This is a genomic window from Devosia sp. Leaf64, assembly GCF_001421945.1.
In the GTDB taxonomy this organism is placed as follows: Bacteria; Pseudomonadota; Alphaproteobacteria; order Rhizobiales; family Devosiaceae; genus Devosia.
The window spans coordinates 235-24051 of record NZ_LMLO01000019.1 but is presented as its reverse complement, the minus strand read 5'-3'; the positions used below and the strand labels follow the sequence as shown (position 1 = coordinate 24051).

The 23817-nt window shown below is 59.2% G+C and carries 21 protein-coding genes and 1 tRNA gene; 8 read left to right on the top strand and 14 right to left on the bottom strand.

Annotated features, from left to right (window positions below; translation table 11 throughout):
* Nucleotides 1-176: 176 nt before the first annotated feature.
* The 6 genes from ASE94_RS11265 to ASE94_RS11240 form a co-directional block, all read right to left on the bottom strand.
* Nucleotides 177-872 (bottom strand): hypothetical protein, encoded by a 696-nt coding sequence (locus ASE94_RS11265; protein WP_062630486.1) that lies wholly within the window; start codon nucleotides 870-872, stop codon nucleotides 177-179.
* A gap of 55 nt (nucleotides 873-927) precedes the next feature.
* On the bottom strand, nucleotides 928-1704 hold the full coding sequence (locus tag ASE94_RS11260) for an SOS response-associated peptidase family protein (protein ID WP_062630485.1): 777 nt from the start codon (nucleotides 1702-1704) through the stop codon (nucleotides 928-930).
* A 148-nt stretch (nucleotides 1705-1852) separates the two neighbouring features.
* Nucleotides 1853-2410: a recombinase family protein gene (locus ASE94_RS11255; protein ID WP_062630484.1), complete on the bottom strand. Its 558-nt coding sequence runs from the start codon at nucleotides 2408-2410 to the stop codon at nucleotides 1853-1855.
* Nucleotides 2411-2552: 142 nt separating this feature from the next.
* Nucleotides 2553-3122 carry a hypothetical protein gene (locus ASE94_RS11250; RefSeq protein WP_156352116.1) on the bottom strand — a complete coding sequence of 190 codons (570 nt, stop codon included), beginning with the start codon at nucleotides 3120-3122 and terminating at the stop codon, nucleotides 2553-2555.
* Between the two features lie 238 nt (nucleotides 3123-3360).
* Complete coding sequence (locus tag ASE94_RS11245; protein ID WP_062630482.1) at nucleotides 3361-4638, bottom strand: hypothetical protein; 1278 nt, start codon at nucleotides 4636-4638, stop codon at nucleotides 3361-3363.
* A 109-nt stretch (nucleotides 4639-4747) separates the two neighbouring features.
* Nucleotides 4748-5278, bottom strand: a complete 531-nt coding sequence (locus ASE94_RS11240) for a ribonuclease H (RefSeq protein WP_082461175.1) — start codon at nucleotides 5276-5278, stop codon at nucleotides 4748-4750.
* A 196-nt stretch (nucleotides 5279-5474) separates the two neighbouring features.
* Here ASE94_RS11240 and ASE94_RS11235 point away from each other — a divergent pair, with 196 nt between their 5' ends.
* The 4 genes from ASE94_RS11235 (at nucleotide 5475) to ASE94_RS11220 (ending at nucleotide 12029) form a co-directional block, all read left to right on the top strand.
* A complete protein-coding gene (locus tag ASE94_RS11235) occupies nucleotides 5475-7013 on the top strand; it encodes a class I SAM-dependent DNA methyltransferase (protein WP_062630481.1) in 1539 nt (512 codons plus the stop codon).
* On the top strand, nucleotides 7010-8422 hold the full coding sequence (locus ASE94_RS11230; protein ID WP_082461174.1) for a restriction endonuclease subunit S: 1413 nt from the start codon (nucleotides 7010-7012) through the stop codon (nucleotides 8420-8422). Before ASE94_RS11235 ends, ASE94_RS11230 begins: the two co-directional genes overlap by 4 nt.
* A 101-nt stretch (nucleotides 8423-8523) precedes the next feature.
* On the top strand, nucleotides 8524-8826 hold the full coding sequence (locus ASE94_RS11225) for a hypothetical protein (RefSeq protein ID WP_156352115.1): 303 nt from the start codon (nucleotides 8524-8526) through the stop codon (nucleotides 8824-8826).
* A complete protein-coding gene (locus ASE94_RS11220) occupies nucleotides 8823-12029 on the top strand; it encodes a type I restriction endonuclease subunit R (RefSeq protein ID WP_062630478.1) in 3207 nt (1068 codons plus the stop codon). Before ASE94_RS11225 ends, ASE94_RS11220 begins: the two co-directional genes overlap by 4 nt.
* Here the strand turns inward: ASE94_RS11220 and ASE94_RS11215 are convergent.
* The 3 genes from ASE94_RS11215 to ASE94_RS11205 all read right to left on the bottom strand — a co-directional run bounded on the left by ASE94_RS11215 (nucleotide 12026) and on the right by ASE94_RS11205 (nucleotide 14201).
* Entirely contained in the window at nucleotides 12026-13588 is a 1563-nt protein-coding gene (locus ASE94_RS11215; protein WP_062630477.1) for a tyrosine-type recombinase/integrase, read from the bottom strand. The genes ASE94_RS11220 and ASE94_RS11215 overlap by 4 nt on opposite strands.
* Before the next feature lie 109 nt (nucleotides 13589-13697).
* Nucleotides 13698-13782, bottom strand: a tRNA-Leu gene (locus ASE94_RS11210).
* A gap of 56 nt (nucleotides 13783-13838) precedes the next feature.
* Nucleotides 13839-14201, bottom strand: coding sequence for a GFA family protein (locus ASE94_RS11205; RefSeq protein ID WP_061908565.1), 363 nt, complete (start codon nucleotides 14199-14201; stop codon nucleotides 13839-13841).
* Between the two features lie 149 nt (nucleotides 14202-14350).
* Between ASE94_RS11205 and ASE94_RS11200 the strand changes: the two genes are divergently transcribed.
* From ASE94_RS11200 to ASE94_RS11190, 3 genes are all read left to right on the top strand, one after another.
* Nucleotides 14351-15346: a complex I NDUFA9 subunit family protein gene (locus tag ASE94_RS11200; protein WP_062630476.1), complete on the top strand. Its 996-nt coding sequence runs from the start codon at nucleotides 14351-14353 to the stop codon at nucleotides 15344-15346.
* A 41-nt stretch (nucleotides 15347-15387) separates the two neighbouring features.
* Nucleotides 15388-16587 (top strand): methyltransferase, encoded by a 1200-nt coding sequence (locus ASE94_RS11195; RefSeq protein ID WP_061908567.1) that lies wholly within the window; start codon nucleotides 15388-15390, stop codon nucleotides 16585-16587.
* Between the two features lie 206 nt (nucleotides 16588-16793).
* Nucleotides 16794-17183, top strand: a complete 390-nt coding sequence (locus tag ASE94_RS11190) for a hypothetical protein (protein WP_062630475.1) — start codon at nucleotides 16794-16796, stop codon at nucleotides 17181-17183.
* 53 nt (nucleotides 17184-17236) lie between these two features.
* Here ASE94_RS11190 and ASE94_RS11185 read toward each other — a convergent pair whose 3' ends face one another.
* From ASE94_RS11185 to ASE94_RS11175, 3 genes are all read right to left on the bottom strand, one after another.
* Nucleotides 17237-18061 (bottom strand): sugar phosphate isomerase/epimerase family protein, encoded by an 825-nt coding sequence (locus ASE94_RS11185; protein ID WP_062630474.1) that lies wholly within the window; start codon nucleotides 18059-18061, stop codon nucleotides 17237-17239.
* Nucleotides 18058-19227, bottom strand: a complete 1170-nt coding sequence (locus ASE94_RS11180) for a dihydrodipicolinate synthase family protein (RefSeq protein WP_062630473.1) — start codon at nucleotides 19225-19227, stop codon at nucleotides 18058-18060. Before ASE94_RS11180 ends, ASE94_RS11185 begins: the two co-directional genes overlap by 4 nt.
* A 93-nt stretch (nucleotides 19228-19320) precedes the next feature.
* Entirely contained in the window at nucleotides 19321-20472 is a 1152-nt protein-coding gene (locus ASE94_RS11175; protein ID WP_062630472.1) for a Gfo/Idh/MocA family oxidoreductase, read from the bottom strand.
* Nucleotides 20473-20752: 280 nt separating this feature from the next.
* Between ASE94_RS11175 and ASE94_RS11170 the strand changes: the two genes are divergently transcribed.
* Nucleotides 20753-21433: a TetR/AcrR family transcriptional regulator gene (locus ASE94_RS11170; protein WP_162236084.1), complete on the top strand. Its 681-nt coding sequence runs from the start codon at nucleotides 20753-20755 to the stop codon at nucleotides 21431-21433.
* A 21-nt stretch (nucleotides 21434-21454) separates the two neighbouring features.
* On the opposite strand, the gene ASE94_RS11165 is transcribed toward ASE94_RS11170, so the two are convergent.
* Nucleotides 21455-22546 (bottom strand): crosslink repair DNA glycosylase YcaQ family protein, encoded by a 1092-nt coding sequence (locus ASE94_RS11165; protein ID WP_062630693.1) that lies wholly within the window; start codon nucleotides 22544-22546, stop codon nucleotides 21455-21457.
* Between the two features lie 198 nt (nucleotides 22547-22744).
* Nucleotides 22745-23332 (bottom strand): nitroreductase family protein, encoded by a 588-nt coding sequence (locus ASE94_RS11160; RefSeq protein WP_062630470.1) that lies wholly within the window; start codon nucleotides 23330-23332, stop codon nucleotides 22745-22747.
* Between the last annotated feature and the right edge of the window lie 485 nt (nucleotides 23333-23817).

The window sequence follows — 23817 nt, the reverse complement described above, 5'->3', positions numbered from 1 at the left end:
GCATGCGGGTAAACCGCCAGAGTTCTCGGGGACCCATGGGGCAGGAACGGCGCCGCTGTCCCAGGACGAGCTTGTCGCCATGCAGCGGGCAAGAGTTCTCAACACAGCCAGCGAGATGCCCTGGGTGGGTAAGCGAAAGGGCGGCAGGCAGTTTGGGCGATGAGTACCGCTTGCTATCAGTCCACTCTCCTGACGCTCCACAGCCTCTCCTGAATGTCCTTCTCCAACGACTTCAATTCTGCTGATCCGACATTTTCGAAAAGATCCTTGGCCTTCCTGTCTCGCGGAACCGGCTTATGCTCTTGGTTGAACTCGAACTCGTCAAAGGCGTCCCAGAGTAATTTGTCGAGCTTCGCCATCTTCTCTTTAATTTCGGGGAGAACGAATATCCCGTTGAAGCGGAGGGCTCGTGAGAAGGTCCGAACGGCACTATCCACCTGGAGCTTTCGGTGCCAGTAGACCTCATCAGCGTATGCACTCGTGCGATTTTTGCTGTCTCGAACTTTCTGCTTTTGGCTCTCGAAGAGAGGCGAGCGACCAAGATGTTCTTCAAGTTCCGCATCGTTCATGCGGCTCAAGTCCGGTAGGGCTTGAACTGATGAGATAAAGGATGCGACCTCTCCCCATGCCTCAGACAGTTGCTCCCACAATTGCGGCAATGTCTGGTACTCTCGCTCGTGCAGTTTCGTGGTTCGATCCATCATCGTGCTGATGCTAAAGCGGAGATGCTCTAGCTCGCGGGTTTGTTCGTGGCGAAGCTCTTCTAACCTCTCATCAAACTTGGATTGCAGCCACTTGTCAGCGAAAGTTTGAAAGGCCCAATACGCTGCGCCGACTAAAGCCAGAAGAATGGCCGTCGCACCGCCTAACATGCTTACGACGTTCCAGAAAAACCCCAAGCCTAACTGATCTGGCAAAGTCAGAACCTCATTCTTTCCCTGGGGCCGTCGGGTCTGTCTTGTTCCCCAATCCAACAATTTTCAACACCTCGTCCGGCAACGGCCTTTGCAAGCTCACCGCCTCCTCCTTTGGCGCCGTCAGCCACATCTCGACTTCCGCAGGGGTGGTGAGGATCACCGGCATTGCCTTCATGTGGATGGACCCAACGACATCATTGGGCTCGCAAGTCAGGAAACCGTATAGGTCGATGGTCTCCGGGCCCGTGCGAACCTTGCGGACGCTCGTCCAGTCCTTGACCCAGATACCCGCAAAGAATGCCAAAGGACGGCTCTCGTTGAACGCGAACCAGGTGTCCCCCTTCTTCTTCCCGTTCTCGTCGATGGTGTTGTCGAATTCGGAGAAGGACGTGAAGGGCACCACGCAGCGGTTCTCGATGCCCATCCACCGGTTCCAATGCTGGTTCCATCGCCCGTTGGCGGTCATAATGTTGCGGACGTTGGTCGTACCGCTATCGGGCTCCATCTTGAGGAGGGTGTCGAAGTCCACCGGCTTGCCCTTCTCGCGGAGCTTGTCGGCTCGACGGCTCGCCGCGTCAAAGAGTGCCTTCTGGCTCGACGGGAGACCCCACCGGACCATGGCAAGCTCACGGCCCTCGGGTGTGTTCCTGACGATGGGCGCGGCATAGTCCGGGAAGATGCCGGTCTGGGGCGCCAGATTGCCAACCTCCGGAGCGACAAGCGCAACATCGCGGACGAAATCAAGGATCGCCTGTCGGTTCGAGGTGTGACTATAGAGATTGCACATTCGTCGTCCTCCTCAACGCGGAGTGACCCTCCGACGCAATCGAGCGATCAACCAGATGTAGCCCAGGGTTGGGAGGCCGATCCACGCAGACCAGTATAGGAAGAGTGCCACGGGTTTCTCCAGGGCCAAAAAATGTGGGAGTGGACGTTCAGGCTTTGATGGCCGCAGCGTCGTCCTTGACCTTGTAGACGGTTGATCGAGCTACGTTGAACCGCTTCGCAATCGCCACCGGGCGCTCCCCAGCGGCCAAAGCTGCCAGGATGGATTGGGCATCCACGGTGACCGGACGACCCTTGTAGCGGCCCTCTTCCTTGGCCTTCGCGATCCCCTCCAGTTGCCTTTCGCGCCGGAGGTCAGTCTCGAATTCTGCGATGGCGGCCAGCATGTTGAACATGAGGCGACCGTGGGGCGTCGTAGTGTCGATGCTCTGCTCGGTGACGATGAGGTCCACCCCCTTGGCGTCCAACTCCTTGGCGATGGCGTGGAGGTCGATAACGGAACGGGCCAACCGGTCCAAGCGGGTTACAAGGAGGATGTCTCCTTTGCGAGCGAAGCGGATGGCTTCGGCCAAACTCGGGCGTCCATCCCGGTTCGTCCCGCTCGCTTTATCGACGAACATCTCCTCCGCTCCATTCCGCTGCAGGAGGTCTACCTGAGCGGCTTCGTTCTGGCCGGTGGTAGAGACGCGAGCGTAACCGATCTTCATTGGTTTGTCCGAAATGGTCTAAGATGCAGATGGAATAACGTCCGAAAAATAAGACGTCAACCCATATCGGACGATTTCGAGGCCAAGCGGTGCTGTCGCCTACGGGTATACCTTTCAAGACACCACAGGATGACTGTTGGTTTCACCGCTGAGTGAGATCGTTGAGGACGTTGAAGAAGCTGTCTTCAGATTCCTCCGTCATCGTGCTCGCTAACGCACCCGCCACTGCAGACACACCATAGGCGCCGAGGCCTGTAAGACCCGCGGCACCCGCAAGCGGATACGCAGCGACCGAAGCGCCAATGGCCGGGATCACCTCGCCCACGATCTCGCCCACGTTCTCATGCATGCGGAGTTCGGTCTTGAAACCCGGGTTGAAGTTGGTGTGATAGAGGACGCCGTCGCCGCCGACACCGATCTTGTCCAGAGCAATCGCCCCAGCTTCACCGATGCCGCGACCGACTGCGGCGCCTGTCTCGCCAAGAGCACGGAGGACCGCGCCTGGGGTATCTGTTGGGAAGCGAGCGGAGTTGCGCCAGGGATTCCACAGGGCGTCTTCGACCTGGGACCGGCTCATCCCACTTAGTTTGTGGATGTCGTCGACGGCATTTGGAAAATCTCCGGGATTAGCTCGGATGCGATCGAGGAGGTCGGCGGACGGCAGATAACGTCCGTTGCCCTGGGGGACCCATGGGCTCGGTTTTGTTGGCATGCGGTTTCCTTGTGGGGGGATGGTCTTGGGTAAACGTGGCGCTGGTCACGCGGGGACCAGTGGTGTTCTCAAGTGACCACGCGGCACGTATGAGGTGCAGCGCAGCAAGCGTCCGACCCCGAGACCGAGATCGTGGGATAGGACGGAGTTTCTGGGGCTGGCAGGGGGGGGCCGGGGGTAAATGACCCTGACCCCTATACGTATGGGCTCACGAATTTTTCTAGAAAATGATAGCGACCTACGCTGCGATTGGTAGGGAGCGTTCCTTGGCTATCGTTGTTTCAAGTTCTTGATCGTCGACCAGCCATTCCTGCAGTAGCCGTCGCATCCGGGCACTTGGCAAATAGAGAACCACGGTCTCGCCCCTCCTGATCCGCGTCCGGTATACCCACTGGATCAACTCAGTGACGGCATAGCGCGATTGGAAGTCCGAGCCATTGACGCCCAGGAAGCTGGCGATCTTGGGGTTGATGAACTGGTCATACAGGTAGATCGCGTGGCTGGCGTGGGCGTAATCGTTCGTGCCCCGCGTGGTGTTGGGCAACCAGTGAACGCCCTTGAACATCTTCGTGTTTGTGGCGAAGGGACCGGCCTCTGGCTTCAAACCCCTGCGGCCCTTTTTGAACCAGTTGCCCTTGCTGCAGGTGATGACAACATCGTTCAGGTCCACATCCTGCAGGTCGCCTCGACGGATGGAGCGAAGCGCTGCCGCCACTACCCCACGCTCCTTGAGCTTTAGACCCTGCTGTGCGGAATAGGAGAGCCGCGTCTTCGCGAGCGTCGGGATGGCGCGAACATCGAGTAGCTGCCGGGCCTGTCGTCGGAACGCCTGATCCGCTTCGGGCTCCCAATCGTGGACGTAGGGGATGCCCAGCCGCTCCAGGTATGGAACGAGCATCGCCCCTCCTGCCAGGTAGGTCAGGACAGTAAAGGACCGACCGGCCTCCAGCAGTTCCCGAGGGAATGCCCAGACCAAAGCCGTGTCGTCCACCGCGTACAACATGCCCGCACTGGCGAGCTGGTAGTTGTTCAAGGACAAGGTGTCAGCGACCAGTTCGTAGTCGGCGTCCCATTTCGGGGTTGGGGCCACCTGCCCGTCCTCGGCTACTGTGGCATAACCACAGGAGACGTAGAACTCGCTGAGGCTCTGACCTGATAGTTCGCCAACTTGAGCGCAGACATTGGGGACCTCATCCACAATGATGTCGTAGCCCTTCAGCAATCCCCTTCGTGCCAAGATCGCGACGTCGGCATACAGCTGGTGAGTGGTCACGATATTCTGCTTGCGGAGCAGCAAGTTTTCCAAGTCAGACCGCTTGGTACCGTAGTCCGCATTGGCGAGCGGGGCGATGAAGGGGACACAGGCGTCGCTCAGGACACGGTCAACCTCCGACAGCAAATTGACGACAACGATGTAGCGGTGATCAGGGGCGAAGGACTTGAGGAGCTTGCTGGTCTTTCCTGACCCGCAGGGGCGGTCGATGATGCGCACGTGGGCGCTGGCGGCTGCCGTCACGACACCTCCTTGTGGTTATTTCTGGTTTTAAGGATTGATCTCGCAAGCCTCTGATTATGCTCTGGAAATCGAGGTACTTGGCCCGTCTAGTGGGACGGTCATCAGGCAGTTAGCTAAAGAAACGTGGGTGAAAGCGCGACAGCGATCCGATCTCGTGTCCATATAATCCGGCCGCCGCGTTGGTTGCCAGCAGGTCGGCGTCTTCATTGAGCGGATTGCCGTTGTGCCCACGAACCCACGTCCAGCGCACAGGAGCGGCATGGTTCCGCAACAGTTGATCAAGGGTCCGCCAGAGGGCCTGGTTCTTGATGGGCTTCTTGTCTGAGCCGTGCCAGCCGCGCTTGATCCAGTTGGGCATCCAGTCGGTGATGCCGTTCACTAAATATTGGCTATCGGACATCACAGTTATCGGCCGTTCCATCGGTATGGTAAACCGTAGACCCTCGATGGCAGCCGTCAGCTCCATCTGCTGGTTAGTGGTGATGCCCGTGGCGCGGCCAGCCAGTGCGTGTCGGCGGAAGGTGACGCCGTTTTCCTGGTGGTGGACAACGCAGCCCCAGCCGCCGGGTCCAGGGTTTCCTAGGCAAGCGCCATCCGTGGCCAGCAGGATGCTGCGGCCCGCATAGTTATCGGTGTTCATGAGTAAGTTTCCTTGAAGCGCTCAAAGATGGCGCCGGTCGTCATTGCGGTATGTGGGCAGAGAAACGCGGTGTCGATCTCTGTTCTATATGAGCACCTAATTGCCTACGGTCTTTGCACGAGGTGACCGATATCGCCTTGGCTTTACAGGCAACTCAAACGCGCACTACGGTCGCCCGCAGTGATTTGGGGGCTTCATGGCAAAAATCGACAGCAGCGCATCCGACCTAGCGTTTACGGCTGAACTGTTCAGGGCGGCGGACAAGCTTCGGGGTAACCTGGAGCCGAGCGAGTACAAGCACGTCGCCCTTGGCTTGATCTTCCTGAAGTACATTTCCGATGCCTTCGAAGGTCTCCACGCCCAACTCGAAGCCGATCCCCATGCCGACGCCGAGGACCCCGAGGAGTATCTGGCGGAGAATGTGTTCTGGGTGCCTAAGGAGGCCCGGTGGGCTTTCTTACAGGCCAACGCCAAACGCCCCGAGATCGGCAAGCTGATCGATGACGCCATGGATGCCATCGAAAAGGCGCCAGCCAACGAAGGACTAAGGGGCGTCCTGCCGAAGAACTATGCCCGCCCCACGCTCAACAAGACCATGTTGGGCGAGCTGATCGACCTGTTCTCGAACATCGGAATGCACGATAGCGCAGACCACGCCAAGGACCTATTGGGGCGGGTCTACGAGTATTTCCTGTCGGGCTTTGCCGGGTCGGAAGGCAAGCGTGGTGGCGAGTTCTTCACGCCTCGTTCCGTTGTCCGCACTCTTGTTGAGATGCTCGAGCCCTTCAAGGGCCGCGTCTACGATCCCTGCTGCGGCTCTGGCGGCATGTTCGTTCAGTCCGAAAAGTTCATTGAGGAACATGGTGGGCGACGCGACGACATCGCGGTCTATGGGCAGGAGATCAACCACACTACCTGGCGTCTCGCCAAGATGAACCTTGCGGTCCAAGGGATTGACGCGGACATCCGCTGGAACAATGAAGGCACTTTCCACCGTGACGAATTGACCGATCTGAAGGCCGACTTCATCCTCGCCAACCCACCTTTCAACATCTCCGACTGGGGTGGTGAACGGCTGACGGACGACGTGCGGTGGAGGTTCGGAACACCACCCAAGGGCAATGCCAACTTCGCCTGGATCCAGCACATCCTGCATCACCTGGCCCCGCGCGGCACGGCTGGCGTGGTTCTCGCCAATGGCTCTATGTCCTCCCAGCAGTCTGGCGAGGGCGACATCCGCAAGGCAATGATTGAGGCCGACGTCGTAGACGCTATGGTGGCCCTGCCGGGGCAGCTCTTCTTCTCAACGCAGATCCCCGCTTGTCTCTGGATCCTCGCCCGCGACAAGAGCGCCAATGGTCATCGTGACCGGCGCGGCGAGATCCTCTTCATCGATGCCCGGACGTTGGGCTTCATGGTGGACCGGGTGCGGCGGGAGTTCAGCGCTGCCGACGTCGAGAAGATTGCCGGAGCCTACCACCGATGGCGCAGCAAGGATCCCGCGACCCCTTACGTAGAGGAACCCGGGTTCTCCAAAGGGGCGACTGTGGATCAGGTACGCGAGTACGACTACATCCTCACCCCAGGCCGATATGTGGGTGCAACTGACGCACAGGATGATGGTGTTTTGTTCGCTGATAAGTTCAATGATTTGAGCGAAGCACTGCGAGAATATTTCGACGAAGGGCGGAGATTAGAAGAACTGGTATTGCAGAAACTCGGCGACATCCGATGACAGAGAATTGGACATTTTCAACTTTGGGTAAGATTGCTGCACCCGGCGGCAACGGCCTTGTGGATGGTCCTTTCGGCTCGAACTTGCCAGCGTCTTCCTATCAGCCGCACGGGGTTCCAGTAATCCGAGGATCAAATCTGTCACTCGGTCCTGGAGCTCTAAAAGACAAGGGTTATGTTTTCGTCGATGAGGAACTTGCCCAAAAGCTGTCTCGGAGTCTTTGTTCAGCCAACGACATCGTATTCACGAAAAAGGGCACTTTAGGTCAAACCGCTTTCATCCCTGAAAATGCTCGATACCGACGCTATCTTCTGTCTTCAAATCAAATGAAGCTGACGGTCAATGAGCGAATTGCGGATCCCAAATTTGTCTATTACTTGGTTTCGTCCCAATCGAGCATAGAGAAAATTTTAAGGGATTCAGAGGCCACGGGTGTACCTAAAACTAACGTCGCGTATCTGAAATCCTTCCCGGTATTCCTTCCCCCCCTAGATGAACAACGTTCAATCAGCTCACTGCTTTCCTCGCTTGACGACAAGATCGAGCTGAACCGGCGGATAAACGATACGCTGGAGGCGATGGCTCAAGCGATCTTCCGGGACTGGTTTGTCGACTTCGGCCCCACCCGCCGCAAAGTCCAGGGTGTCACCGATCCCGTCACCATTGTGGGCGGCCTCGTCACCGACCCGACCCGAGCGCAGGAACTGGCCGACCTCTTCCCGCCTACTCTGGGCGACGACGGGCTTCCGGAGGGGTGGGAAACTAGGGTCGTTGGCGATTTGCTGGAGGGCAGCATTGGCGGTGACTGGGGTAGTGATGAGCCAATGGGCCAGTCCAACCATCGGATTGCTGTCATCCGCGGTACGGACCTACCGAGCATTGAAGAAGGCGGCACAGGGAGCGTACCGTATCGCTACACAGCCCTAAAGAAGGCCCAACGTCGAACCCTGAGAAGTGATGACATTGTCATAGAAGTGTCCGGGGGGAGCCCGAAGCAACCTACGGGGCGGTCCATGCTGATTACACAAAGTATCCTAGACCGTTTCGACAGTGATGTTGTTTGCGCCAGTTTCTGCAGGCGTTTCAGGACATTGTCTCCGCAAGTTTCAATCTTACTGTCTTTACATCTTTCTGTTCTTTATGCTGAAGGCGGAACTTGGAAGTACCAAAACCAAAGCACAGGCATTTCAAACTTCCAGACGACCCTGTTCCTCGAAACCGAACGAGTTAACTGGGGTGGTGAGTTGATCGCAGGGGCTTTCGAAAGCCTGGTTAGGCCCATGATCGAACGGATGCGGACAAACGAGAATATAACCCTTGGGGCCACCCGCGACCTCCTCCTCCCCAAGCTTATGTCCGGCGAGATCCGGGTAGGCGAAGCCGAAGAAATCCTTGAGGCAGCACAATGAGTGCAATGGATGACTTGCACCGGTACTGCACGACTACGTTCGATAGCTTAGGCGAAGAGCATCGGTCTGGTCACCAGAAGGTCCACGCGAGAAGATATGTCGTGCCCGGGCATGACGGTTCGACTGTGGAGACGGCGATCATCGTTAAACCTGGCAGCAATTTGCAGATTTGGTGCGAGGCGAAGGTTACCGACCGGATGAGCGCCGCAGCATTGGGTGGCACTCGGCGCCCCGGCAGCGAAACCTACGCCAGGACCAACGCAAAGGGCGAAATGCTCTATGGGCGACACTCGGCGCTTAAGAAGATGGACCACTTGCACCGTGGAGATGCCTACCGCTTCACCTTAAGGACGCCCTATGAGGTAGACCAGATCATCAACCTCATCGCGAGTGGTGCAAAATGAGCTATGCTGGGCGCGATATTGTCTACGAACACATTGACCCTATCTACTCTCGCTCTAGCCTCAATGAGGGTGTCGTAGAAGAAGCTGCCATCAGCATCATCGAGGCCCTCGGGTATCAGTACCTTCCGGCCTCTCAGATCGCCCCGGATGGCGTCTCTCCTGAGCGTGAGGCCTATTCCGATATGTTCCTGCGGGAACGCCTCGAGTCGGTGGTCGAACGTCTCAACCCCAACGTTCCCACCGAGGCCCGAACGGCGGCGATCAAGCAGCTTTTCGTCAGCGAGACCCCATCCCTCATTGAAGAAAACCGCCGTATCCACCGGCTGCTCACTGAAGGCGTGGACATTGAGTTCTCCGTTGGCGATGGCGAGATCAAGGGCGACAAGGTCTGGCTGATCGACTTCGACAACGTCGAGAACAATGACTGGCTTGTGACCAATCAGTTCACCGTGGTGGAAGGTCGACACACGCGGAGACCAGACGTAGTCGTGCTGGTCAACGGCCTCCCGCTCGCAATCATCGAGCTCAAGAATGCCGGGTCTGAGGCCGCAACGATTTCCAGCGCCTTCAACCAGCTTCAGACCTACAAGCAGCAGATCCCCAGCCTCTTCCGTACTAATGCAGTCCTTGTGGCCTCCGACGGTATGCTGGCGCGTATCGGCTCGCTGACTGCCGACGAAGAGCGCTTTATGCCCTGGCGCACGGTTACCGGTCTGGATGGCGACTTCACCCCCCATGGCCCCCGCGAGATGACCACGCTGTTGCGCGGCGTATTCCAGAAAGAGCATTTTCTGGGGCTACTGCGCGACTTCATCGTTTTCGGGGATCGCGGCGACGGCCTGTTCAAGATTATCGGCGGCTACCACCAGTTCCACGGTGCCCGGAAAGCTCTCGCCAGTGCCGTCGATGCGACTAGCCCTGATGGCGATCGCAAGATTGGTGTGATCTGGCACACACAAGGGTCCGGGAAGAGCCTTTTGATGGCCTTCCTTGGGGGCCTCATTGTCCGCTCGAAGGCCTTGGAGAACCCCACTCTGGTTGTCCTTACCGACCGCAACGACCTTGACGACCAACTCTTCGGCACCTTCAGCCTCTGCCGTGACCTTATCCGCCAGACGCCCGAGCAGGCCGACAGTCGAGACGATCTCCGCCGATTGCTGAACCGAGCGTCCGGTGGTGTGATCTTTACGACTGTCCAGAAGTTCTCACCGGAGGCTGGAGAGGAGCGCTTTCCGCTGCTGACCGATCGGCACAATGTCATTGTCATGGCGGACGAAGCCCACCGCAGCCAATATGGCTTCGACGCTAAACTTGACAGGACCAGTGGCGAGCGCCGCTATGGTTACGCCCACTATATCCGACAAGGCCTGCCCAATGCCTCATTCGTCGGCTTCACGGGAACGCCCATCGAGGCGGAGGATGTGAACACGCCAGCGGTCTTCGGCGAGTATATCGACATCTACGACATCAGCCGCGCCGTCGAGGACGGGGCGACGGTTCCGATCTTTTACGAGAGCCGCCTTGCCCGTATCGAGCTGGACGAGGACGAAAAGCCGAAGATCGACGACGAGATCAACGCGATCCTCGAAGACGACACGCTAACCGAGCAGGAAAAGCAGAAGGCCAAATGGACAACGGTCGAACGCCTGGTTGGCTCGGACAAGCGGCTGGTCCAAGTTGCTGCGGACCTGGTGGCTCACCTTGAGGCTCGGACTGCTGCCATGAACGGCAAGGCGATGGCCGTCTGCATGAGTCGCCGCATCTGCGTTGACCTATACGACGAGATCATCAAGCTCCGGCCCGACTGGCACTCCGACGATGACGACAAGGGCGCCATCAAGATTGTCATGACCGGGTCCGCTTCCGATCCGCTGTCCTGGCAGAAGCACATCGGCAACAAGCGCCGCCGCGATGATCTCGCCAAGCGAGCGCGAAATCCGGACGATCCGTTGAAGCTTGTTCTGGTCCGCGACATGTGGCTGACGGGATTCGATGCGCCGTGCATGCACACCATGTATATCGACAAGCCGATGCACGGCCACGGCCTTATGCAGGCAATTGCCCGGGTCAACCGCGTGTTCAAGGACAAGCCAGGCGGCCTCGTCGTGGACTACATCGGCATCGCCCAGAACCTCAAGATTGCCCTGGGTCAGTACACGGCCTCTGATCGCGACAAGACCGGTATCAATGAGGAAGAAGCCGTCGCTGTCCTGATGGAGAAGTACGAGGTCGTGCGGGCCATGTACCACGGGCACGATTATCACCTGGGTATCGACGGACGACCTGAGCAGCGACTTGAGGCGCTGGCAGATGCCATCGAATGGATATTGGCATGGCAGCAGAAGGAAGCTGCCATAGTCGAGTCTGTCGAGGACAAGAAGAAGGCTCACCGACGCTATCAAGACGCCGTTCTCGAACTGAGCAAGGCCTATGCTCTCGCTTCGGCCAGCGATGAAGCGCGGTCAATCCGCGACGAGGTCGGTTTTTTCCAGGCCGTTCGGGCTGCGCTAGTGAAAACCACCGCGACCGGCAAGATGACAGACAAGGCCAAGAACTTCGCTATCGAACAGCTGCTGGATCGGGCGGTGGCCAGCGCGGAGATCGTGGACATCCTCAAGGCTGCGGGTATCCAGTCGCCCGACCTGTCGATCTTGTCCGACGAGTTCCTCGTGGAAGTTCAACAGATGGAGCGCAAGAACCTCGCCCTGGAGGCCCTGCGCAAGCTCCTCAACGGCGAAATCGCCAGCCGCTCAAAGTCCAACGTCGTCGAGACCAAGGCCTTCTCCAGGCGGCTAGAAGAGGCCGTGGCGCGATACCATGCCAACGCCATTTCGACGGTCGAGATGATCCAGGAACTGATCCGCCTGGCCAAGGACATCAGGGCGTCTGCTGCGCGTGGCGAAGAACTGGGGCTTTCGCCTGAGGAAATCGCCTTCTATGACGCACTTGCTGAGAACGACAGCGCCGTCGAGGCCATGGGTAGCGAGCAGCTACGCGTGATTGCCCATGAACTGGTCACCCAGATGCGAGGGTCTGCCACGGTGGACTGGCATCGCAAGGCCAGCGCCCGGGCGAAGATGCGCATTCTCGTCAAACGCATCCTGAAGCGGTTCGGCTATCCACCTGATCTTGAGCAGGACGCGGTTCAGATGGTTCTGGCACAAGCCGAGGTCATGCTGCGCGAGTTTCGCGTAGACGCTTAAGTGACCTTAAACCAGGGCCAGTCACGGAAGAACGTCTCCTGTGCTGCCATTTCCTTCTCCCCATAGTCTGCCGCCACGTCCTTGGTGCTGTGGCCGGTGATGGCGTTGGTCACGTCTTGCCGTTTCCCGAGGTTTCTGGCGGTGGTCTCAAAGCGGTGCCGCCAAGCATGGTTCGGCTGGACACGACTATCTTCGACAATGGTGCGGACAAAGGCCGTGATGCGGTTCTTGGTGGTCTGAAGGGCTCCCATGACGCCTTCCGGTCCCTCCCGCGTAACCTTGAGGAACATGTGTCCCGGCTTGGCCTTCTCAACAAACAGCGGGAACCCTCGGTCCACAAGGTGTGGGTGCATCACCACGTCCCGATATTCGCCCGTCTTGAGCGTCCCGGCCTCGGGTGTGAGGTGGATGATCCAGCGCCCATTTTCGTGGCGTACGTCCTCTTTCCGAAGCTGGGCCATCTCGCCCACTCGTGCCCCGGTATAGGCCAATAGCCAAGGAACCCATCGTTTGGCCTGGGTGATTGGGTCGGGCTCCTTGCCGGCTGGCTGGTACGCGCTTGCGGCTGTCAGGATGGCGGTGGCTTCGTCGTCGGTGAACCCTTTAGGCCTTGTTGTCTTCCTCTTGGGGACGGTAATTTTCACCGTGCCGGGGTGGACGGCAACACGCTGGTTCTCGACGCCCCACGTGAAGAGAACATTGATGGCTGACAGGTCCGTAGCCTTGACGGTTTTGAGGTTCCGGCCCTGCTCGATGCGGAAATCCTTGTAGCGGACCACATCCTCTCTCGTCACCGCATTCGCGTCATCATGCCCGAGGAAGCCAGAAAACTGCTTGGCAACCCGAGTGTATGCCTCATGGGTACTGATAGACCGCCCCGCCTTTTCAGCCTCCTTCCACCAATCCTTCACCAGCCCTGTAATGGTCTGCGCGTTTGGCTTGCGGACGGCATGGGCAGCAATGGGAGGAGGTGGTGCAGGAGTTGGTGTAGGTGAACCATTCTGCCGCTGAAGCGCCTTCTCCGTGGCCTCTATGAGAACCCCCAGATACGCTCGGGCCAGCTTGCGGAACCCATCGCTGCCGGTGTCCACCCGGAGGCCCAATGCGGCACACCGGTCCACGGCCTCGTCCTCAGTGAACTCGTCTACTTGACCTCGTGCATATTCCTGCTGGTAGGCCGAAAGGGAGACCTCAAGATTCTCTTGGCGTTTCGTCCAGTGCCGTTCGGAGTCTTCGGTGTCTGCGTCCCATCGACCCTCCTCGTCCTCGTCCAACAGTTCATGACGGGCGGTGGCAATGATATGGGCGATGGTCTGGGCGTTCAAAGCATCGAAGTGTCCGCTCGCCCGCTTTTCAGCCATGGCAATCAGCGCCGCGCATTCGCTGGCGACTTCAGAATATCGGGCAGTGATACGGGGCGGCGGATTTTTTTCCTGCTCCTCGTGCGGACCAAGCCACCGAACAAACTCAGTGATTTGCCCATCGATATGCGGACGCAACCGCTCGGGTATGCCCCTGCGGTATTTCCAGCGATTCTTAACGAGGTAGAGGTTTTGCACTAGATGACCCACGGGACCGCTGCTTTGTACCAAGTGTTTGGACTAGCAGCGGCCCCTAAGCCATTGTTTATGCGGATTTCTCCACCGTATCAACGGCTTCGGAGAATATTGGTGCCCAGAAAAGGACTCGAACCTTCACGCCTTGCGGCACACGGACCTGAACCGTGCGCGTCTACCAATTCCGCCATCTGGGCGACGGGCGTGTAACTAGGGCCCAGCCCTTTTAAAGTCAACGGGCTTATGACGGATTTTAGAAGTTTGCCCCATCCCAATGCTTGATGGCGCTGCGATCGACCTTGGGTGGGTTATCGAGACAATTGACGTTGATCATATACATGATGTTGCCTTTGCCGTCGCTGCCACGGGCAAAGCTCTCGATGCCGCAGGTCTTGCAAAAGAGGTGGTCGATCATTTCAGTATTGAAATGATAGGTGGTGAGCTGATCTTCTCCGGCAATCAGCTTGAAATCGCTTTCGGGCACCGATTGCATCACCCAGCCGAGCCGGCGGCAGCGCGAGCAGTTGCAATCGCCCATGCCCGCGAAATCGGTGCTGGCGGTGTAGCGCACCGCGCCGCAATGGCATTGGCCCTGATAGTCGTGCTTTTCAGCCATGATGGTTCTCCTTTAAGAACGAAAGAAGAACAAACGCGTGAAAGAGTCAAGCGTCTGGCGCATCACGATATGCTCGACACGGGCGGCGCTGCTGCGTTAGAAGCAGTCTAAAGTTTTATCGCCCCAAGCCTCGTCGGAGTTCCTCGCAAATGGATCGCTTCTCTCCCAAGCTCGTCACTGTTTTCGGCGGTTCGGGATTTGTGGGCAAGCATCTGGTGCAGGCCCTCGCTCGCGAGGGTTATCGCGTCCGCGTCGCCGTGCGCCGGCCTGATCTTGCTGGGGAAACCCGCATGTTCGGTAATGTCGGCCAGATCCTGCCGGTTCAGGCAAATCTGCGCAACGAAGCCTCGGTGCAGCGGGCTGTCCAGGGCGCCGATATCGTCATCAATCTCGTCGGGCTTGGCTATGAAGCCGGCGCGCAGAGCTTTGCCAGCGTCAATGCCGAAGGCGCGGCCTTTGTCGCGCGCGCCGCCAAGGCGGCAGGCGCCAAGGCACTCGTCCATGTTTCCGCCATTGGCGTCGAAGCCGCTGCCGAAGTCAGCGATTATGCGGCAACCAAGCTTGCCGGCGAAAAGGCCGTGTTCGAGGCGTTCCCGCAGGCGGTGATCCTTCGCCCATCTCTGATGTTCGGCCATGGAGATGGCTTCTTCAACAAGATGGGGAATCTCGCGCGCATGTTGCCTTTCATGCCGCTGATCTCGCCCGATACCCGTTTCCAGCCCGTCCATGTCGGCGATGTCGTCGAGGCGATCGTCGCGGCCGCCGATGGCAAGGTCAAGACCGGCCGTGTCTATGAGCTTGGCGGTCCCGATATCGAAACCAACCGCGCGCTGATGACCCGCATCCTGCGCGAAGCTGGCCGCAAGCGTCCGCTGATCACGCTGCCCGCCGGCATCGCCAAGCTGATCGCCCTGCCCTTCAGCTTCTTGCCCATCCCGCCTGTCGTCACCGAAGATCAGGTCGAACTCTTGGGCGTCGACAATGTCGTGACCGACGAAGCGATCAAGGAGAAGCGGACCTTTGCCGCCTTCGGCATCGATCCGACGAGCATGGACGAAGTGCTGCCTGAATATATGTGGCGCTTCCGCAAGCACGGCCAGTTCGATCGCGACAATTCGGATGCGTCCGGCCCGCTCGCTGCTTGAACGAGCGTCGCATCGAGATCATGGCTTGAGGTTTTGCGGCCATGAGTGACACCGTCGACATCATCGGCCTTGGCCATAAAGGCGAAGGCATCTTTCTGCGCGATGGCCAAAAGGTCTTCGTGCCCTTTGCCTTGCCCGGCGAAAAAGTGCTGGTGGACCAGGACAAGGAGCGTGGCACGCTCCTTTCCGTTCTTGAGCCATCGCCCGATCGCATAGCGCCGTTCTGTCCCCATTTCGGCACTTGTGGCGGCTGCCAGCTTCAGCATATGGGCCCCGCGGCCTATCGCGCCTTCAAGATCGGTCTTGTCGAAACCCCGCTGCGCCAGGCAGGAATCGAAACCTCGGTTGAAGCCTTTGTCGACGCCGCGGGCGCCGGGCGCCGCCGGGCCACGCTCCATGCGCGCAAAGATGCGGCAGGCTATATGCGGCTCCGCAGCCATGATTTGCTCGATCTCGACCATTGCCCGATCCTCGTGCCCGCCCTGGCGCCAGCCCCCGATATCGCGCGCGCCATCGGCGCTCTGATCGGCCCCTGCGATGTCAGCTTTGCCGCAACCGATACCGGGCTCGATGTGTCCGTGCGCTCCGAGGTCAAGGGGCTTAAGGGCGATCGATTGATTGGGCTCGGCAATCGGTTCCGGCTCGCGCGCCTCGCCTTCAATCGCGAAATGCTGTTTCTCTCGCAAATGCCGCGCGTCACCATGGGCAAGGCCAGCGTCGAATTGCCGATCGGCAGCTTTTTGCAAGCGACCGCCGCGGCCGAAGACGCAATTGCCAGTTACGTCGTCGAGGCCGTCGGTAAGGCCAAGACGGTCGCCGATCTCTTTTGCGGTATTGGCCCCTTTGCGCTGCGGCTTGCGGAGAAGTCAGCCGTCTTTGCCAGCGATAGCGACAAGCCCGCCGTGATGGCGCTCGATAAAGGGTTTCGCCACGCCAAGGGGCTCAAGGCCATCACGGTCAAGTCCCGCGATCTGTTCCGCGATCCGCTGACGCGCTTCGAATTGGATTATGACGCCGTGGTGCTCGATCCGCCCCGCGCCGGTGCCGAGGCCCAGATCAAGGAAATAGCGGCCTCCAAATTGCGGCATGTCGTCATGGTGGCCTGCGATCCCAAAAGCTTTGCGCGCGACGCCGCAACCTTGCTCAAATCGGGCTTTTCCATGTCTCGTTTGACCGCTTTCGACCAGTTTTCATGGTCGAGCCATATCGAGATCGCGGCGACGTTCATTCGGCAGCGTTAATTTTAAAACTGCAAAGCTGCGGATTTTTTTAAGTCATCACCGGCAATTAGCGCGCTCTGGCGCTTCAGCAAGCAAGTGCAAGCCGTTCACATTTATCGGGAAACTGCAACCGTCCCGAACCTCGCCACGTTTGAGGTGCATCAACCTTTCTATCAATTCACCGGGCATAGCGTTGCTATGCTTGTTATTTGCTGCGGAGAATAACCATGTTCAAGGCATTTGTAGCCACCTCTATTGCCCTCGCTGCTCTGGCCGCTCCGGCCTTCGCTCAGGACGTTGCTTCGCCAGATGGCGTCTGGAAGGACAAGTGGGGCACCACCTTCACCTTCTCGACCTGCGGCGATGCCGGCACCCAGCTGTGCGGCGTTCTGAATGACGTTCAGGGCAATTCGCGCACTGAAGAAAACCTCGCCTTCATCAACCAGCAGGTTGTTTCGGCTGATCAGACTGCCCCAGGCAAGTGGGAAGGCCAGATCGCCCTCAATGGCGGCAATGCCAAGGCGATCGTCGAAGTGAAGGACGCGAACACGCTGACCATCACGGGCTGCCAGGGCGGCATCCTCTGCCAGACCCTGACCTACAACAAGGTCTCGTAAGAGCCTTGCTGGCCTAACAAAGAAAGCCCCGGGAAACCGGGGCTTTTTTTATTTCAGCAGACCGTTGCCACACGCTCTTTGATAACAGCGAGCACCTCATCGCCAGGACGTTTCCACCAATTGTCCTGGGAAAAGATCTCGACTTCCTGAGGCCCAAAAAATCCGGCGTCTTCGATCATTTTCCGGATCGCGGGCAGGTCGATCACCCCATCGCCCATCATGCCGCGATCGAGCAGCATATCCTTGGTCGGCACCAGCCAATCGCAGATATGATGCGCAAAGATCCGCTTCATGCGGCCGGCGCGCGCAATGGCTGCAGCGAGGTTCGGGTCCCACCAGACATGGTAGACGTCCACGGCGACACCAACCGTTTCACCCAGCATCTCGCAGATATCGAGCGCCTGATCGATCGTGTTCACGCAAGCTCGGTCAGCCGCATACATCGGATGCAGTGGCTCGATGGCGATTTTGACGCCCGTAGCCTTGGCATGTGGCAGCATGGCCGCAATACCATCGCTCACCATCTGGCGCGCGCCGGGCAGGTCCTTCGATGACCCCGGCAGGCCGCCAACGACCAGCACCAGGCAATCTGCGTTGAGCGCCGCGGCTTCGTCGATCGCCCGGAGATTATCGTCGATCTGCCTTTGCCGCCCCTCGGCCGTTTCAGCCGGGAACATGCCGCCGCGGCAAACGCCCGTCACCTGCAGATTGTTCGCCTTGACGATCCGCGCCGCCTCATCGAGCCCAATCGCCGCGATCTGGTCGCGCCAGGGCGATATTGCGGTAATGCCCGCCTTCAGGCACCCATCGACCGCCTCGGCAAAACCCCATTGCTGGCGGGTCGTCGCGAGGTTGAGCGAAATTTTGCGTTCGGTCATGCCGGCACTCCATTCACCGCCAACACGGCTTTCATCCGGGCCGTCGCGAGGTCCGGATCGCCAAGAACACGCGCCTTGTCGGCAAGCCGGAACAGTTCAGCCAGATGCTGCAGCGAGCGGGTCGATTGCTGGCCGCCGATCATCTGGAAATGGTCCTGCAGCCCATTGAGATAGGCGAGGAAAACCACGCCCGTCTTATAAAACCGCGTCGGCGCCGCAAAGATATGGCGGCTCAGCGGCACGGTCGGCTCCAGAATATCGAAGAACTCTTGCGTGTTACCCTTGCCAAGCGCCGCCAGACCCGCCGAGGCGGCAGGCGCGATGGCGTCGAAAATCCCCAGCAACGCGTGCGAAAAGCCTTGATTATCGCCCGCAATCAGCTCGGCATAATGGAAATCGTCGCCGGTATACATCTTCACATTTGCCGGCAGGCGGCGGCGCATGGCGATTTCTTTTTCCGCCGAGAGCAGCGAAATCTTGATGCCGTCGACCTTATCGGCATTGGCGGCAATGACGTCGAGGCAAACATCCATCGCCTTGTCGTGGTCGATATCGCCCCAATAGCCCTGTAGCGCCGGATCGAACATTTCCCCGAGCCAATGCATGATTACCGGCTGCTTCACCTGGCTCAGCACATGGCCATAGACCCGCGCATAATCGTCCGGCGACTTTGCCGCCGCCGCCAGCGCCCGGCTCGCCATCAGAATAACGCGCCCGCCCTCGCCTTCGACAAAGCCGACCTGCTCGTCATAAGCGCGCAGAATGTCGTCTATGGTGACATCGGGGCCGGGCGCCAGATGATCGGTGCCGGCGCCATAGGCGATGAGAGCATCATCCCGCGTCCGCGCCTCGGCCTGCGCCCGGCGGATCAGCTCCTTTGCTTCGGTCCACGTCAGCCCCATGCCGCGCTGCGCCGTATCCATGGCTTCGGCGACGCCAAGACCAAGATCCCACATGCGATGGCGGAATTTGAGTGTCGTCTCCCAATCGATCGCCGGCGTCAGCCAGGGATCGTTTGACGCCAGCGGATCAGCCACGACATGCGCTGCTGAATAAGCGATGCGCGAAAAATCCGTCGACTTAAATTTGACGAAGGCGATCGGATTGCCGGTCAGTGTATATGGCGTGATCGAGCGGTCGGGATTGGGCAGGTTGATGGTCGGCAAGGCGGGTGTCCCCAATGCTTTGGCATTTTGGATGTCACCCCGGCGAAGGCCGGGGTGACATCGGTGGGTGGGATGGAAAAGGGTCCTAGACCCTCAAAATTCCAGCTTCGGCACATCGAGCCAGCGCCGCTCAGCCCAGCTCTTGAGACCAAGCTCAGCCAGCTGCACGCCCTTGGCGCCAGCTTCGAGCCCATATTCCCAAGGCGCATCCTCAGCCACATGGCGCAGGAACATTTCCCACTGCACCTTAAAGCCGTTATCGGCGGGCCAATTGTCCGGCACTTCTTCCCAATCGTTGAAGAAGTTCATGGTCTGCGGCTGGTCGGGGTTCCAGACCGGCTTTGGCGTATTGACGCGATGCTGGGTCCAGCACTTGTGGAGACCGGCAACCGCCGAGCCCTTGGTGCCATCGACGTGGAAGGTCACGAGATCGTCGCGGCGAACACGCGTCGTCCAGCTCGAATTGATCTGCGCGACAACGCCGCCCTCGAGTTCGAACGTCGCGTAAGCCGCATCGTCCGTATCGGCCTTATAGCGCTTGCCGTTTTCGTCGACGCGTTCGGGGATGTGCGTCGCGCCGAGGCACGAGACCGCCTTCACTTCGCCGAAGAGATTATCGAGCACATAGCGCCAGTGGCAAAGCATATCGAGGATAATGCCGCCGCCATCAGCCTTGCGATAGTTCCACGATGGGCGCTGCGCCTTCTGCCAGTCGCCTTCAAACACCCAATAGCCGAACTCGCCGCGCACCGACAAAATATCGCCGAAGAAGCCGGAATCCTTGAGCATCTTGATCTTCATCAGGCCAGGCAGGAACAGCTTGTCCTGCACCACGCCATGCTTCAGCCCCGAAGCGCGCGCGGTCTTGGCAAGGTTCACCGCGACGTCGAGATCATCCGACGTCGGCTTTTCGCAATAGACATGCTTGCCGGCGGCCAGCGCCTTTTCCAGCAGCCCGGCGCGCATCAGCGTCGTGCCAGCATCGAAGAAAATCGTGTCATCTGGATTGGCGAGCGCGGCATCGAGGTCGCTGCCCCAGCGCGCAATATTGTGCTTCTTGGCGAGGCGCTCGATCTTGTCGGCATCGCGGCCGACGATGATCGGGTCGACGACGAGACGATCGCCATTGGACAGCGCAAGGCCGCCCTGATCGCGAATGGCGAGGATGGAGCGCACCAGATGCTGGTTATAGCCCATGCGCCCGGTGACGCCATGCATGATGATGCCGATGCGTTGTTCCGCCATTCCAATCCTCCCGACCCGCTCTGCGGTGTAACTGACTGGTTACTTAGATACAGAGCGTTTGGCCATTGCGTCAAGCGGGCATCTGCACGTCTCAGGTGAAACGAGCGGACCGGAAAGTTACTTAGGGTTGACAGCCTTGGCCCCACCAAGGACACTTCGCCCATGGTGCGAACTTGAGGAGGTGCGCACCGGCAGCATGCTCTGCGGCCGCTTTACCAAGGCGGGCGCGGCTGCTATCGGCCTGCCGATCCATCCTTCTCGGATGCAGTGGGGCAGACGCGTGTCAGAAACCAAAATAGCCGACCTCGACACGCCGCCCGAAGTTGCGCCCAAGCGCACGCGCAATTCGGCCAAGACCAAGGCCTCGATCCTTGCCGCGGCACGCGTCGAATTCGCCGATCGCGGTTTCGAGGGCGCCCGCGTCGATGCCATTGCCGATCGGGCCAGCGCTAATAAGCGGCTGCTCTATCATTACTTCGGCAATAAGGAAGATCTCTATCGTGCCGTCCTCCTCGATGCCTATCAGGAGATCCGGCGGGGCGAGCGAGCGCTGAGTCTTGATCAATATGACCCCATCCAGGCCATGGACCGGCTGGTGCGCTTCACCTTCCGGCATTTCCTCGCCAATCCGTGGTTTCCGCGACTGCTCGGCACGGAAAACATCGAGAATGCGCGGTTCTTGAAAACCCTCCCCGATATCAAGGCGCTGCATTCCCCGCTGGTGGGGCAGATCGCGCAGATCATCGAGCGCGGCAATGAGGATGGTCTCTTTCGCCGCGATGTCGATCCGGTGCAGCTCTATATTTCCGTTGCCGCCCTGGGCTTTTTTTACGTCTCGAACACGGCGACGCTGTCGGTGATTTTCGAACGGGACCTGTCGAGCGTCGCCATGGTTCAGGAGCGCGAGGCCCATGCCGTGCAAATGGTGCTCGATTATTTGCGCATGAAGGCCAATGGCTGATCGGCGGATTGCCCTAGAGCGTCAAACACCAAGCTGAAACCGCTCGAAGCGGCCGAGTTCCTCGTCGATCCGAACCTTCTCCTCGGCGCCGATCTCGTCGATCCAGTTCCACTTCTGCACCAGCAGTTTTCCCGCGGCCCGGTCGGTTTTGAGGTCCACGGCCGCCACCACCCGATCGCCCACCAGCACTGGCAGTGCAAAGTAGCCATAGCGGCGTTTGGCTGCAGGCACATAGGCTTCGAAGAGGTGATCGTAGCCAAAGAACAGATGGAGCCGCTTGCGCTGGATGATCAGCGGATCGAAGGGCGAGAGGATATGGACGGTGTCGCTCGGCGCGATTTCCATGTCGAGTGCCGCTGGCTCCGCCCAATGCGGCACCTTTTCAGCGCCCTCTATGATGACGGGCACCAATTGCCGCCGCTTGACCCGCGCCTCAATCAGGTCGCGAATTGCCGGTTTGGCTTTGGCGTTGAGGTGGCAGATGGAATCGGGGCTGACGATCCCCTGGCTTCGCAGCGCCCGATCCAAAAGGTAGGCGGTTACCTGCTTTTCCGTTGCCGGTTTCGGCGCGCGCTCCCAGCCAAAGTGCCGCTCCATCAGGTCATAGGTCTTGAGCATGCCGCTGCGAGCCGAGATCGCCACATGACCCTGATAAAACATCAATTGCAGCACGCGCTTCGATGGTTTGCGGCTGGCCCAGAGATGGGTCTTTTCGACGAGCTCGTCATCGTCGATATCGCGGATCGAGAGCGGCCCCTCGTCCCGCAGGCGCCGCTTCATGGCGCTGATTTCCTTGGCGGTCACCGAACCGAACCAGGCGCTGGGATTGTCCCGATAAGCCCGCATGGCGGGCAGGAAAAAGCGTAGATCACCCGCTGGCACATAGCTCAGCGCATGCGTCCAATATTCGATCACGCTCTTATCGCCGCTTTGCACCTGCGCGAGGTCGCTGCGACGATAATCGGGAATGCGCGAAAAAAGGATATGATGGTGGCAGCGCTCGATCACATTGATCGTGTCGATCTGCACATAACCCAGATGCCCGATCGCGGCTCCAACAGCCTCTGGCCCCGACCCAAACGGCGCCGAGGCATCGAGCCTTTGCGCTTTCATCCAGATCGCGCGCGCTTGCGCCGGAGAGATGGTGTTTACGCGCTTTGCCACAAGCTGATTCCCTCATCCACTTGTGGGAACAATAGTGGAACAAAATTGCGGAGCAAACCCGGTTCTAACGGTTTGCCGAAACCTGCCGCGGTCAGAAGGGCGGCAGGCCTATCCCGAAGCGTCGCGATAGGCCCCAACACCACAAGCCTAAAAGCGGCCTTCGCTGATGATTTCGGTGAGCGGCTTGCGCTGGCTCGGCACTTCGCGGGCCCGCAGCGTTTCATTGAGGCTCGAGCCATCGCCCTGCCGGCCAATGGCAATCGCCACCTCGATCCGCCAACCCTCGGGCACGCCGAGTTCGGCAATGGCGCGGTCATGGTCGAACCCACCCATGGCATGGGCGTGCCAGCCAAGCTTGATGGCCTGCAGCGCCAACATCGACCAGGATGCGCCCGCGTCGAAAGCGTGGGAGCGTGTGGTGGTCACTTCGCCATTGGCATTGGTGTGGTTGACGCGCGAGGCGACGAACACCAAGGCGGCCGCATGCTGGGCCCATTCCTGGTTGAACGGCAGCAGCAGATCGACAAATTTTTGCCAGTCGGCACTGCCGCGGCGCACATAGACAAATTTCCATGGCTGGCCATTGAAGGCCGACGGCGCCCAGCGCGCGGCCTCGAACAGGGTCATCAGTTCGACGTCGCCGATCGCTTCATCGGTAAAGCTGCGCGGCGACCATCGTGCCAGCATATCGGGGTCGATCAGGTGGTCGGTGCTGCGAGGCATGATGGCGTTCATTTCGGATCGCTCCAATTCGTCTGTTGCCCCTAAAATGGACCCAAGCGAAAAGCGCTACAAGCGGATGAATGCGATTTCAGTGTTCATTAAAACAGAACAAATGGCAAATTTTTGCTTGTCCGCAGCCACGGGCTGTCATCCCCGCCAAGGCGGGGACCCATTCCAGGATTTCGCCGCTCAGTCCATCTCTTCTCAACGAAGCAATTGGATCCCCCCTTACCCTCCACAACCACCGCCTTCCCTCGCGCTTGACCCGAGAGCCAATACAGGAGCCACCGCCTTTGTGCGTGCGACAAGCGACCCTCGGGTCAAGCCCGAGGGAAGAAAAGAAGGGAGGATAACCGGGAGTGCGTCCCTCCCCAAAACCCACTGCATGTCATCCCCGCGAAAGCGGGGACCCATCCCGGGATTTCGGCGCTCAGTCCATCTCTTCTCACTGAAGCAATTGGATTCCCCAACCCCTCCACACCCACCACCTTCCCTCT

Excerpts from the sequence above, each read along its gene's own strand:
- ASE94_RS11250 (WP_156352116.1), bottom strand. The coding sequence starts at position 3,122 with ATGCCAACAAAACCGAGCCCATGGGTCCCCCAGGGCAACGGACGTTAT.
- ASE94_RS11255 (WP_062630484.1), bottom strand. The coding sequence starts at position 2,410 with ATGAAGATCGGTTACGCTCGCGTCTCTACCACCGGCCAGAACGAAGCC.
- ASE94_RS11190 (WP_062630475.1), top strand. The coding sequence starts at position 16,794 with ATGTTCAAGGCATTTGTAGCCACCTCTATTGCCCTCGCTGCTCTGGCC.
- ASE94_RS11240 (WP_082461175.1), bottom strand. The coding sequence starts at position 5,278 with ATGAACACCGATAACTATGCGGGCCGCAGCATCCTGCTGGCCACGGAT.
- ASE94_RS11175 (WP_062630472.1), bottom strand. The coding sequence starts at position 20,472 with ATGGCGGAACAACGCATCGGCATCATCATGCATGGCGTCACCGGGCGC.
- ASE94_RS11200 (WP_062630476.1), top strand. The coding sequence starts at position 14,351 with ATGGATCGCTTCTCTCCCAAGCTCGTCACTGTTTTCGGCGGTTCGGGA.
- ASE94_RS11260 (WP_062630485.1), bottom strand. The coding sequence starts at position 1,704 with ATGTGCAATCTCTATAGTCACACCTCGAACCGACAGGCGATCCTTGAT.
- ASE94_RS11195 (WP_061908567.1), top strand. The coding sequence starts at position 15,388 with ATGAGTGACACCGTCGACATCATCGGCCTTGGCCATAAAGGCGAAGGC.
- ASE94_RS11235 (WP_062630481.1), top strand. The coding sequence starts at position 5,475 with ATGGCAAAAATCGACAGCAGCGCATCCGACCTAGCGTTTACGGCTGAA.
- ASE94_RS11165 (WP_062630693.1), bottom strand. The coding sequence starts at position 22,546 with ATGAAAGCGCAAAGGCTCGATGCCTCGGCGCCGTTTGGGTCGGGGCCA.
- ASE94_RS11160 (WP_062630470.1), bottom strand. The coding sequence starts at position 23,332 with ATGAACGCCATCATGCCTCGCAGCACCGACCACCTGATCGACCCCGAT.
- ASE94_RS11205 (WP_061908565.1), bottom strand. The coding sequence starts at position 14,201 with ATGGCTGAAAAGCACGACTATCAGGGCCAATGCCATTGCGGCGCGGTG.
- ASE94_RS11265 (WP_062630486.1), bottom strand. The coding sequence starts at position 872 with ATGTTAGGCGGTGCGACGGCCATTCTTCTGGCTTTAGTCGGCGCAGCG.
- ASE94_RS11220 (WP_062630478.1), top strand. The coding sequence starts at position 8,823 with ATGAGCTATGCTGGGCGCGATATTGTCTACGAACACATTGACCCTATC.
- ASE94_RS11185 (WP_062630474.1), bottom strand. The coding sequence starts at position 18,061 with ATGACCGAACGCAAAATTTCGCTCAACCTCGCGACGACCCGCCAGCAA.
- ASE94_RS11230 (WP_082461174.1), top strand. The coding sequence starts at position 7,010 with ATGACAGAGAATTGGACATTTTCAACTTTGGGTAAGATTGCTGCACCC.